Below are 12456 nucleotides of genomic sequence, written 5' to 3' on the forward strand. Positions count from 1 at the left end.
GATATCCAGGAGAGTGCCAATGTTGGGTCTGATGCAAAGCCAGCCGCTGCTGATTTCTTCCCTGATCGAGTTTGCCGCACGCAACCATGCCGATGGAGAGATAGTCTCCCGCCGTGTGGAGGGCGATATCCACCGCTACACCTACAAGGATCTGGCGGCCCGCTCGCGCCAACTGGCCAACAAGCTCGACTCCCTGGGGCTGGCCCAGGGCGATCGCGTGGCCAGCCTGGCCTGGAACGGCTATCGCCATATGGAGATGTATTTCGGCGTCAGCGGCTCGGGCCGGGTGCTGCACACCGTCAACCCGCGCCTGCACCCCGAGCAGATTGCCTGGATCGTCAACCACGCCGAAGACAAGGTGCTGTGCTTTGACCTGACTTTTTTGCCCATCATCCAGGCCGTGCATGCCAAATGCCCCGAGGTGCAGCAATGGGTGGTGCTCTGCGATGCAGACCGGCTGCCGGTTGACAGCGGCATTCCCGGCCTTGTCAGCTACGAGAGCTGGATTGCGGGTCAGTCCGATCAATACCGCTGGCCGCAGTTCGACGAGAACACCGCTTCCAGCATGTGCTATACCAGCGGCACCACGGGCAATCCCAAGGCCGTGCTCTACAGCCACCGCTCCAGCACCTTGCACGCCTATGCAGCCGCGCTGCCGGACGTGATGTGCCTGTCGGCCCGTGATTCTGTGCTGCCCGTGGTTCCCATGTTCCACGTCAATGCCTGGGGCCTGCCCTATTCGGCGGCGCTCACGGGCTGCAAGATGGTCTTCCCGGGCCCGGCGCTCGATGGCAAGTCAGTCTATGACCTCATCGAGTCGGAAGGCGTGACCTTTGCTGCCGGCGTGCCCACCGTCTGGCAGATGCTGCTCGGCTATATGAAGCCGGGCGGCCTGCGTTTTTCCAAGCTCAAGCGCACGGTGATCGGCGGCTCCGCCTGCCCGCCGGCCATGATCACGGCCTTCCAGGACGACTATGGCGTGGAGGTGCTGCACGCCTGGGGCATGACGGAGATGAGCCCCCTGGGCACGCTGTGCACGCTCAAGAACAAGCATCTGGATCTGCCCAAGGACGAGCAGATGAAGATCCGGCAGAAGCAGGGGCGCGCGATCTATGGTGTGGAGATGAAGATCGTCAACGACGCCGGCGACGAGCAGCCCTGGGATGGCAAGAGCTATGGCGACCTGCTGGTGCGCGGCCCCTGGATCGTCGACAGCTACTACAAAGGCAGCGGCAATCCCCTGGTGCGCGGGGCTGATGGCCACGGTTGGTTCCCGACGGGGGATGTGGCGACGATAGACCCCGACGGCTATATGCAGATTACCGATCGCAGCAAGGATGTGATCAAGTCCGGCGGCGAATGGATCAGCTCCATCGATATTGAAAACATCGCCATGGCCAACCCGGCCGTGGCCATGGCAGCTTGCATAGGCATGCCGCATCCCAAGTGGGACGAGCGCCCCATCGTGGCCGTGGTCAAGAAGCCAGGTGCCGAAATCACGCGCGAGGAGCTGCTGAAGTTCTACGAGGGCAAGACGGCCAAGTGGCAAATTCCCGATGATGTGGTGTTTGTGGAGGCCATTCCGATCGGTGCCACGGGCAAGATGCTCAAGACCCGTCTGCGCGAGGAACTCAAGGACTACAAGCTGCCTTCGGCTGCCTGAACCGCCTTAGGCCAGGCCTGGCGCTGCCCGAGCAAAGCCATCATCGCGAGATGATGGCTTTTTTGTCTGGGCGGCCGGGCCATTCAGATCGATCTGCGCGACAAATTGCCGCCACTGGCCATGCACTGGTTTGTGCGTCAGCAACTGGTGTTTGCACGCCGCCAGGGGCTATCGGGCACACGTGACCTGCTCAACTCTCTGTGCCTGGCGCTGATGGCGGGCGCGCGCTTTGATCAGCTGCCCGGCGTGAAGGAGCTTTTGGCCCGGGTCAAGACCGACAGGCTGAGCTTCGATTCGCTGATGCGCGAGGTAGGCCCGCTTCTGGATGGCAGGGAGTTGCCTGAGCCTCAGGTGCTGAGCAGCTCCAGCGGCCTGCCGCTGACGGAAAGCCAGCTACCTCTCTAGACTTTTGAAGTCTAAAGTGCCTCTAGCCCCTTATGGGAGAGAGAAGCCAGCTATTGTTTTTGAAGTTGTGGCCTGAGGTAAACCCTGCAGTCACCAATGTGATATGCGCTAGGGCAACCCCCAGGCCGCAGGCGCTGGCTTGCCCTTTAGGCTGGGCGTCGCTCATAACCACCAACGGAGACGCTCTATGAAGTTTGCAATCAAGGCTTTGACAGCATCGGTGATCCTGGCGTGCGCGGGGAGTGCGATGGCGCAGAAGGGTGAGACCGTCAAGGTCGCCTGGATTGACCCGCTCTCGGGCCTGATGGCAGCGCTGGGATCCAATCAGCTCAAAAGCCTGCAGTATGTGGCTGAGGAAATCAACAAGAGCAGTGCTTCGGGGGTGAAGTTCGAAATCATCGGCATCGACAACAAGCTCAGCCCGCAGGAGACAACGGCCGCGCTGCGCTCGGCCATGGATCAGGGTGTGCGCTATGTGTTCCAGGGTAATGGCTCGGGCCCGGCGCTGGCCATCATGGATGCGCTGGAAAAGCACAACAGCCGCAACAAGGGCAAGGAGGTCGTGTTCCTCAACTATGCGGCGGTAGATCCGGACCTGACCAACAGCAAGTGCAGCTACTGGCATTTCCGGCTCGATGCCGACACTTCCATGAAGATGGAGGCTTTGACCACCTATATGAAGGACGTGCCTGAGGTCAAGAAGGTCTATCTGATCAACCAGAACTACTCGCATGGTCAGCAGGTGTCCAAGTTCGCCAAGGAGATGCTCAAGCGCAAACGCCCCGATGTGGAAATCGTGGGTGATGACTTCTCGCCACTGGCTCAGGTACGTGACTTTGCGCCCTATGTGGCCAAGATCAAGCAGTCGGGCGCCGATACGGTGATCACCGGCAACTGGGGCTCGGACCTGGCGCTGCTGATCAAGGCCGCCAACGACGCGGGCCTGAACAACGTCAAGTTCTACACCTATTACGGCATTGCCACGGGCGCGCCCACGGCCATGGGCGCAGCGGCGGCAGGCAAGGTCTATATGGTGGGCTATGGCCACCTGAACATGCCCGGTGCCATGGACAAGATCGTCAAGGGCTTCAAGGCCAAGGTCAACGAGGACATGTACACCGGTACCGTGTACACGGGGCTGAACATGCTCGACCAGGCTTTTGCCAAGGCCAAGACCACCGACCCGGTCAAGGTCGCGGCGACCATGGAGGGCATGAAGTTCCAGAACTACAACGGCGAGGTCGAGATGCGCAAGAGCGATCACCAGTTGCAGCAGGGCCTGTACATCGCGCGCTGGGAGAAGGCCGGCGGCAAATACCCCATGGACTCCGAGAACACGGGCTATACCTTTGCACCTGTGAAGTACTTCGAGCCCTATGTGGCCAGCACCCCCACCAGTTGCCAGATGAAGCGCCCGTCCTGAGCGGGGAGGCGGGATCGATATTCGGGGCGCCCTGGTGGCGTCCTTTTTTGTTCCCGGATTTCATTCGTCTGCAAGTGCGAGCAGCTGTCGCGCAAGTGTCGCCAACTGCCGCGAATCGGCCCGGCAAGTCGCATGCGTGATAGTTCCTAAGGCTTTCCCCAGCGGGAAAAAGTCTACCGGCCGGTAGATTGGCGTAAGTTGCTAGCAAAAATGGTGAAAGGAGACAAGTATGAAATGGGTTATACGCGCAGTGGCCGTCTCGGCCATGGCAGTGAGTGCAGGTGGAGCCTGGGCTCAGAAGGGCGAAACCGTCAAGATCGCCTGGATTGATCCCTTGTCGGGTCTGATGGCTGCCGTGGGAACGAATCAGCTCAAGACCTTTCAGTTGCTGGCGGAGGAGTTCAACAAGAAAAATGCCTCGGGGGTGAAGTTCGAGATCGTGGCGCTGGACAACAAGCTCAGCCCGCAGGAGACCACGGCCGCGCTGCGCTCGGCCATGGATCAGGGCGTGCGCTATGTGACGCAGGGCAATGGCTCGGGCCCGGCGCTGGCCATCATGGATGCGCTGGAAAAGCACAACAGCCGCAACAAGGGCAAGGAGCTGCTCTATCTCAACTACGCGGCCGTGGATCCCGACCTGACCAACAGCAAGTGCAGCTACTGGCATTTCCGGCTCGATGCCGATACCTCCATGAAGATGGAGGCGCTGACCACCTTCATGAAGGACGATGCCGAGGTCAAGAAGGTCTATCTGATCAACCAGAACTACGGGCATGGCCAGCAGGTGTCCAAGTTCGCCAAGGACTTGCTCAAGAGAAAGCGTCCCGATGTGCAGATCGTGGGCGATGACTTTTCTCCGCTGGCCCAGGTGCGCGACTTCGCGCCCTATGTGGCCAAGATCAAGCAGTCGGGAGCCGATACCGTGATCACCGGCAACTGGGGCGCGGATCTGTCGCTGCTGCTCAAGGCGGCCAACGACGCGGGGCTGAACAACGTCAAGTTCTATACCTATTACGCATTTGGCGCCGGCGCTCCCACGGCCATGGGCGCGGCCTCCGACGGCAAGGTCTATACCGTGACCTACGGGCACTACAACATGGGCGCGCCGATTCAGGCCAGCATGGAAAGCTTCAAGAAGAAATTCAACGACGACCTGACGCAAAGCTCAATCTACCATGTCTTCGCCTTGCTGGATGCGGCCTTTGTCAAGACGGGCTCCACCGACCCGGTCAAGGTTGCGGCAGCGCTCGAGGGCATGAAGCTCAAGAGCTTCAACGGCGATGTTGAGATGCGCAAGAGCGACCACCAGCTGCAGCAGGGCCTGTATATCTCGAAGTGGCAGAAGGCGGGCGGCAAGTTCCCCTATGACGCCGAAAACACCGGCTACACCTTCGCCCCCGTGAAGTACTACGAGCCCTATGTGGCCAGCACGCCCACCAGTTGCCAGATGAAGCGTCCGTCCTGAGTCAGGCTCGCATATCTCGCTTTCCCTCGTGCTGCAGCATCCGCACCGACAAGAACGCATAACAGGTGCAGTGCTGCAGCGGTCTTTTTGCTCATGAGAACAAGGCAAGTCGATGACGCCTGAATTTTTCACCATATCCATGCTCAACGGCGTGAGCTACGGGCTGTTGCTTTTCATGCTCAGCTCGGGCCTGACGCTGATCTTCAGCATGATGGGTGTGCTTAATTTCGCTCACACCAGTTTCTACATGCTGGGTGCGTACTTCGCATACACGCTCAGCGGCGTCATCGGGTTCTGGCCCGCGCTCTTTTTCAGCCCGCTGCTGGTGGGCGTGCTGGGGGCGCTGTTCGAGCGCTACAGCCTGCGCCGCGTGCACAAATATGGCCATGTGCCCGAGTTGCTGGTGACTTTTGGTCTGTCCTATCTGATTCTTGAGGTGGTGCAGCTGGTCTGGGGGCGCGGCACCGTGCCTTATGCGTTGCCATCGGCGCTGCAGGGGCCGCTGTTCACCTTGTATGGCACACAGTTCCCCAAGTCGCGTTCCTTTGTGATGCTGGTGGCGCTGCTGATGCTGGTGGCTGTCTGGCTGCTGCTGACGCGCACACGCATCGGCCTGGTGATTCAGGCGGCGCTCAAGAACCCCGAAATGGTGGAGGCGCTGGGCCACAACGTGCCGCGCGTGTTCATGCTGGTGTTCGGCGGCGGCTGCGCGCTGGCCGGTCTGGCCGGAGTGATTGGCGGCAACACCTATGTGACCGAGCCCGCCATGGCGGCCTCCGTGGGCTCCATCATTTTCGTGGTGGTGGTGGTCGGCGGCATGGGTTCGCTGGCCGGTGCTTTCGTGGCCTCGCTGCTGATCGGCGTGTTGCAGACCTTTGCCGTGGCACTGGACTGGTCTCTGGCTGGCCTGTTCGCCTCCATGGGCCATCAGGTCAATGAGTCCACCTTCGGCTGGCCCGTGCTGCGGCTGACGCTGTCGCAGGTCGCGCCGATTCTGCCTTACCTGTTCCTGGTGCTGATTCTGATCTTCCGCCCCAAGGGCTTGCTGGGTACCAGAGGGGATTGAGCCATGTCTTCGATTGCAAAAACATCCATGAATTCTTCTGCTGCCGACAAAGCTCGGAACCAGGGGCATTACCGCTTCAAGCCCTTGAACATAGGGCGAATTCTGATCTGGGGCCTGTTTGCGCTGGCGCTGATCGTGGCACCGCTGATCTTCACCAGCTCGCTGGCCCTGACCATGCTCAGCCAGATCGGCTATCTGATCATCATCTGTCTGTCCTACAACATTCTGCTGGGGCAGGGCGGCATGCTGAGCTTCGGGCATGCGGTCTATACCGGCCTGGGTTCGTTCCTGGCCATTCATGCCATGAACAAGGCCGCTGCAGGCGAGATGGCCATTCCGCTGGTGCTGATTCCCATTGTGGGCGGCCTTGCGGGCATGTTCTTCGCCGCGCTCTTCGGATATGTGACGACCAAGAAATCCGGCACCACCTTTGCCATGATCACCATGGGTCTGGGAGAGCTGGTGGCCTCCATGGCGCTGATGTTTCCCGAGTTCTTCGGCGGCGAGGGCGGCATTACCACGGACCGGGTCTACAGCAAGTTCTTCGGACTGGATTTCGGCTCGGGCCTGCAGGTGTATTACCTGATTGCCGTGTATTGCTTTGTCTGCACTGCTGCCATGTTTGCCTTTACCGGCACGCCGCTGGGGCGCATGCTGAACGCCGTGCGCGACAACCCCGAGCGTGTCGAGTTCGTGGGCTACAACACCCAGCGCGTGCGCTACTTCGCCTTCATCATTGCAGGCTTTTTCGCCGGCATCGGCGGTGGGCTGACGGCCATCAATTTCGAGATCATCACGGCCATGGACAGCGTCAGCGTGGTTCGCTCGGGAGGCTATCTGCTGTTCACCTTCCTGGGCGGAGCCACCTTCTTCTTCGGCCCCATCATCGGTGCCGTGCTGCTGGTGCTGGCATCGGTGCTGCTGTCCGAGCTGACCAAGGCCTGGCTGCTGTACCTGGGCCTGGTGTTCCTGCTCATGGTCATGTATGCCCCCGGCGGTGTGGCCAGCCTGATCATGATGAATCTGCGTGTCGCCAAGTTCGGCCATTTCAAGCGCCTGCTGATGCCCTATCTGGGCATTCTGGCGGCGGGAACTGTGACGGTGATCGGCGCTGCGTCGCTGATCGAGATGATCTATCACATGCAGCTCAATGCGGCTCTGGGCCCCAAGGTGCCGTTCATGGGAGCCGAGCTGGACACCGGTGCTGCTGCCACCTGGACAGTGGCGATTGTGGTGTTCGTGGTGGGCCTGGGGCTGTTGGAGGGCGTGCGCCGACTGACGGCCCGTCGCTGGGGCCGCATACAGGAAGCGATTGAAGAAAGCATCAAGAAAGGGGAGGGCTGAACCATGTCCAGCATCGCCATCCATCAACCGGCTGCGCAAGCGGTGCAGCAGTCCTCTCATGCGCTGGAGCTGCGCGATCTGCGCAAGAGCTTCGGCAAGACCGAAATCATCCGCGGCGCCAATCTGGCGGTCAATGCCGGCGAACGCATCGCCATCATCGGCCCCAACGGTGCGGGCAAGAGCACGTTGTTCAATCTCATCAGCGGCCGTTTCGAGCCCAGCAGCGGCGAGGTGCTGCTGCACGGCCAGCGCATTGACGGCAAAAAGCCTTTCGAAATCAATCGCATGGGACTGTCGCGCAGCTTTCAGATCACGAACATCTTTCCCAAGCTTTCGGTGTTTGAAAATCTGCGCTGCAGCGTGCTCTGGAGCCTGGGCTATCGCTACAGCTTCTGGCGCTTTCTCTCCAATCTGCATGACGCCAACGAACGCGCCAACGAGCTGATGGAGATGATCGGGCTGCACCGCAAGCGCGACACGCTGGCGGTGAACCTGACCTATGCGGAGCAGCGTGCGCTGGAGATCGGCATCACCATCGGTGGCGGTGCCAGCGTCATCCTGCTGGACGAACCCACGGCCGGCATGAGCAACAGCGAAACCGCGCATTTCATACAGCTGATCAAGAAAGTCACCGAAGGCAAGACGCTGCTGACCGTGGAGCACGACATGGGCGTGGTCTTCGGGCTCGCGGACAAGATTGCCGTGGTGGTCTATGGCGAGGTCATCGCCTATGACACGCCCGAAGCCGTGCGTGCCAACGCCAGAGTGCAGGAAGCATATCTGGGATCTTCCGTCGCAGACCAACAGGCAGGAGCGCATTGAGATGCTGAAGATCAACGATTTGCATGCCTACTACGGCAAAAGCCATGTGCTGCATGGCGTGGACTTCGAGGTCCATGCGGGCGAGATCGTGGCCCTGCTGGGGCGCAACGGCTCGGGCCGCTCCACCACGGCCAAGGCCATCATGGGGCTGGTGCACTGGGAGGGAGCGCTGGACTGGAAAGGCAAGAACCTGAACGGCAAAAAAGCCTATGAGGTGGCCCATCTGGGTATCGGCTATGTGCCCGAAAGTCGTGACGTATTCCCCAATCTGACCGTGCATCAGAACCTGATGCTGGGGCAGAAAGGCAAGGGCAAAGGCAGCCGCTGGGGCTTTGACGACATGTATGCCATGTTTCCCCGCCTCAAGGAGCGCCAGCACACCGAGGCCGGCGTGATGTCGGGCGGCGAGCAGCAGATGCTCACGCTCTGCCGCACGCTGATGGGCGATCCGGATCTCATCATCATCGACGAACCCACGGAAGGGCTGGCGCCCAAGATCGTGGAGCTGGTGGGCGAGTACCTCAAGAAGATCAAGGATCGCGGCGTGTCCGTGCTGCTGATCGAGCAAAAGCTCACCATCGCCATGAATATCTCGGATCGGGCGCTGGTCATGGGCCACGGACATATCGTGTTTGACGGCACCCCCGAGACCCTCAGAGCGAACGAAAAGGTTCGCAAGGAGTGGCTGGAGGTGTGAGCCGATACACCCCTTGAGCGGCTTTACCGCTTCCCCCTCTCTCTCGCTTTGCGGGAGGGGGACGACACCTTGCTGCGGGGCGGTGGGGCCGCCCAGGCCCTTGCTTGATGTCTCTGACATGAGGTGTGCTCATTCTGTGAGCTGTCTCGCTCAGGACAAGCATCAGTTGCGCAACGCAGCAAAACTCGGAAAATAAAAAACGCACGACCGTTCTTTTCTATTTATTGAACAGGGGACAACAGCATGACTGCTGAATACAAAGTGGACGGAGCCATCGCCGTCATTACCTTGAGCAACCCGCCGGTCAACGGCCTGGGTCTGGCTACCAGGCGCGGTGTGGTTGAAGGTTTGCGTCAGGCTCTGGCGGATGACGCCGTCAAGGCCATCGTCATTACCGGGGCCGGCAAGGCCTTTTCCGGCGGAGCCGATATCACCGAGTTCGGCAAGGAAGATGCCTACCGTGAGCCGCATCTGATCTCGGTCATCCAGCAGCTGGACCTGTCGACCAAACCTTTGATTGCCGCGATTCACAGCGTCTGCATGGGTGGCGGGCTGGAGCTGGCGCTGGGCTGCCACTACCGCATTGCCGCCCCCGGCACGGCTGTGGCACTGCCCGAGGTCAAGCTGGGTCTGCTGCCGGGCGCCGGCGGCACCCAGCGCCTGCCGCGCGCACTGGGTGTGGAAGCCGCTCTGAACATGATCGTCAGCGGCGAGACCGTGATGAGCGAAATGCTGGCCATGCTGCCCGGCCAGAAGCTGTTCAACAAGATGTCTGCATCGGCCGAGACGCTGCTGGCCGAGGCCAAGGCCTTGGCGCTGGAGGTCGCTGACGTCCGCCCGCTGCCGCGTGTGCGCGACCTGTCCTGCAAGCATCCCCAGGGCGAGGCCTATTTCGAGTTTGCCGCCACCATGGTGCAGGGCATGTCCAAGAACTTCCATGCGCCCATGCGCTGCCTGGAAGCCGTCAAGAACGCCACGACCAAGAAATTCGACGACGGCATGGTGGCCGAGCGCGAAGCCTTCATGCAGCTGATGATGACGCCTGAGTCGCGTTCGCTGCGCCATCTGTTCATGGCCGAGCGTGCCGCCTCCAAGATCCCTGACGTGCCCGGCGATACACCGGTGCGCGAGATCCGGGCCGTGGGCGTGATCGGCGCCGGCACCATGGGCGGCGGCATCTCCATGAACTTCCTGAATGCGGGCATTCCCGTCACGATTCTGGAGACCAAGCAGGAAGCCCTGGACCGCGGCGTGGCGACCATCCGCAAGAACTACGAAGCCCAGGTCAAGAAGGGCAAGCTCTCCGAGCAGAAGTACGAGCAGCGCATGGGCCTGCTGTCCACCACGCTCAACTATGGCGATCTGAAGAATGCCGACCTCATCATCGAGGCCGTGTTCGAGGAGCTGGGCGTGAAGGAGCAGGTCTTCAAGCAGCTCGATGAAGTGGCCAAGCCCGGTGCGATTCTGGCATCCAACACTTCCACGCTCGATGTGGACAGGATCGCCGCCTTCACCAAGCGTCCCCAGGACGTGGTGGGCATGCATTTCTTCAGTCCCGCCAATGTGATGAAGCTGCTGGAAGTGGTGCGCGGCAAGGCCACGGCCAAGGATGTGTTGGCCACGGTGATGAAGGTGGCCAAGAAGATCAAGAAGACGGCCGTGGTCTCCGGCGTCTGCGACGGCTTCATCGGCAATCGCATGATCGAGCAGTACTCGCGCCAGGCCGGCTTCCTGCTGGACGAAGGTGCATCGCCACAGCAGGTGGACAAGGCCATCGAGAAGTTCGGCTTTGCCATGGGCCCGTTCCGCATGGGCGATCTGGCGGGCAACGACATCGGTTGGGCGATTCGCAAGCGCCGTTATGTCGAGAAGCCTGATATGAAGTACAGCGCCAGTGCGGACCGCCTGTGCGAGCTGGGCCGCTTCGGCCAGAAGACTGGTGCGGGCTGGTATGACTATGTGCCTGGCAAGCGCGATGCCATCCCTTCGGAGGTGGTGGCCAAGATGATCGACGAGCACCGCAAGAGTCTGGGCATCACGCCGCGCAAGATCTCCGACGAGGAAATCGTGCAGCGCCTGGTCTTTGCGCTGGTCAACGAAGGCGCGCAGATTCTGGAAGACGGTATTGCCAGCAAGTCCGGCGATATCGACATGGTGTATCTGACCGGCTACGGCTTTCCGCTGTGGCGCGGCGGCCCCATGCACTATGCGGGCGAGGTCGGCCTGTTCAACGTGGTTCAAGCCATGGGTCGCTTTGCCCAGAACCCCAACGACGATGCCAAGTTCTGGCAGCCCGCACCGTTGCTGGCCAAGCTGGCCGCCGAAGGCAAGCAGTTCAGCTAGGCGCGGACGATCTGCCACGAAACACCCAGAATCAAAGGACAGAACATGACATCCGCAGTGATTGTTTCTACCGCGCGCACTCCGCTGGCCAAGAGCTGGAAGGGCGCTTTCAACATGACTTACGGTCCCAGCATGGGTGCCCATGCGGTCAAGGCCGCAGTGGAGCGCGCAGGTATCGAGGGTGCCGAGGTCGAGGACGTGATCATGGGCATGTCCCTGCCCGAAGGCACGACCGGCGGCAACGTCGCCCGTCTGATTGCCATGCGTGCAGGTCTGCCGGTCACGACATCGGGCCTGACCATCAACCGCTTCTGCTCCTCGGGTCTGCAGGCGATTGCGCTGGCTGCCCAGCGCATCATCGCGGGCGAGAACGAGGTGCTGGTGGCCGGTGGCCTGGAGAGCATCTCCTGCGTGCAGCCCCATCTGAATCAGCACATGGCCTTCGATCCCGAGCTGACGGCCATGAAGCCCGAGATCTACTGGAGCATGCTGCAGACTGCCGAGCAGGTGGCCAAGCGCTACCACATCAGCCGCGATGCCCAGGACGAGTACGGTGCCTCCAGCCAGCAGAAAGCGGCTGCGGCACAGGCGGCCGGCCTGTTCGAAGCCGAGATCGCCCCCATGAAGACCGTTATGGGCGTGGTGGACAAGGTGCGTGGCATGGTCACCAAGGAGGTGATCGTGAGCAAGGATGAGGGCATTCGCGAGGGCACGACCAAGGAAGGCATCAGCGGTCTGCGCAGCGCGCTGCCCGGCGGGGTGATTACCGCCGGCAATGCGAGCCAGTTCTCCGACGGTGCCGGTGCCTGCGCCGTGGTCAGCGAGGAATACGCCTCGCGCAAGGGCCTCAAGCCCCTGGGCCGTTTCCTGGGCTTTGCCGTGGCCGGCTGCGAGCCTGATGAGATGGGCATCGGCCCCATCTATGCCATTCCCAAGGTGCTCAAGAAGCTGGGTCTGTCGATCAACGATATCGACCTGTGGGAGCTCAACGAAGCCTTTGCCGTGCAGGTCATCTACTGCCGCGACAAGCTGGGCATTCCGGCTGACAGGCTCAACGTTAACGGCGGCGCGATTGCCGTGGGCCACCCCTATGGTGTCTCGGGCCAGCGCCTGACGGGTCATGCGCTGATCGAAGGCAAGCGCCGTGGTGCCAAGCGTGTCTGCGTGACCATGTGCATCGGCGGCGGCATGGGCGCGGCAGGCGTGTTTGAAGTCCTGTAAGCAGGGC

The 12456-nt window shown here is 61.2% G+C and carries 10 protein-coding genes; all 10 read left to right on the forward strand.

Annotated elements, in window-relative coordinates; genetic code table 11:
- Positions 1-19 precede the first annotated feature (19 nt).
- The 10 genes from QYQ99_RS22825 (at position 20) to QYQ99_RS22870 (ending at position 12449) form a co-directional block, all read left to right on the forward strand.
- Positions 20-1663 carry a 3-(methylthio)propionyl-CoA ligase gene (locus QYQ99_RS22825; protein ID WP_302090137.1) on the forward strand — a complete coding sequence of 548 codons (1644 nt, stop codon included), beginning with the start codon at positions 20-22 and terminating at the stop codon, positions 1661-1663.
- A gap of 120 nt (positions 1664-1783) precedes the next feature.
- Positions 1784-2068 (forward strand): hypothetical protein, encoded by a 285-nt coding sequence (locus tag QYQ99_RS22830; RefSeq protein ID WP_302090138.1) that lies wholly within the window; start codon positions 1784-1786, stop codon positions 2066-2068.
- A 187-nt stretch (positions 2069-2255) separates the two neighbouring features.
- Positions 2256-3491: a branched-chain amino acid ABC transporter substrate-binding protein gene (locus QYQ99_RS22835; protein ID WP_302090139.1), complete on the forward strand. Its 1236-nt coding sequence runs from the start codon at positions 2256-2258 to the stop codon at positions 3489-3491.
- A 229-nt stretch (positions 3492-3720) separates the two neighbouring features.
- Positions 3721-4956, forward strand: coding sequence for a branched-chain amino acid ABC transporter substrate-binding protein (locus tag QYQ99_RS22840; RefSeq protein ID WP_302090140.1), 1236 nt, complete (start codon positions 3721-3723; stop codon positions 4954-4956).
- A 112-nt stretch (positions 4957-5068) separates the two neighbouring features.
- The gene (locus tag QYQ99_RS22845) at positions 5069-6022 is read left to right on the forward strand and encodes a branched-chain amino acid ABC transporter permease (RefSeq protein ID WP_302090141.1); all 954 of its coding nucleotides are present in this window, start codon (positions 5069-5071) and stop codon (positions 6020-6022) included.
- 3 nt (positions 6023-6025) lie between these two features.
- Positions 6026-7366 (forward strand): branched-chain amino acid ABC transporter permease, encoded by a 1341-nt coding sequence (locus tag QYQ99_RS22850; protein WP_302090142.1) that lies wholly within the window; start codon positions 6026-6028, stop codon positions 7364-7366.
- Positions 7367-7369: 3 nt separating this feature from the next.
- Positions 7370-8188, forward strand: a complete 819-nt coding sequence (locus tag QYQ99_RS22855; RefSeq protein ID WP_302090143.1) for an ABC transporter ATP-binding protein — start codon at positions 7370-7372, stop codon at positions 8186-8188.
- Position 8189: 1 nt separating this feature from the next.
- Positions 8190-8885, forward strand: a complete 696-nt coding sequence (locus QYQ99_RS22860) for an ABC transporter ATP-binding protein (RefSeq protein WP_302090144.1) — start codon at positions 8190-8192, stop codon at positions 8883-8885.
- Positions 8886-9128: 243 nt separating this feature from the next.
- A complete protein-coding gene (locus QYQ99_RS22865) occupies positions 9129-11228 on the forward strand; it encodes a 3-hydroxyacyl-CoA dehydrogenase NAD-binding domain-containing protein (protein WP_302090145.1) in 2100 nt (699 codons plus the stop codon).
- A 45-nt stretch (positions 11229-11273) separates the two neighbouring features.
- The gene (locus QYQ99_RS22870; RefSeq protein WP_302090146.1) at positions 11274-12449 is read left to right on the forward strand and encodes an acetyl-CoA C-acyltransferase; all 1176 of its coding nucleotides are present in this window, start codon (positions 11274-11276) and stop codon (positions 12447-12449) included.
- The last annotated feature ends 7 nt before the right edge of the window (positions 12450-12456 follow it).

Source organism: Comamonas testosteroni, from assembly GCF_030505195.1.
Classification (GTDB): Bacteria; Pseudomonadota; Gammaproteobacteria; order Burkholderiales; family Burkholderiaceae_C; genus Comamonas; species Comamonas testosteroni_G.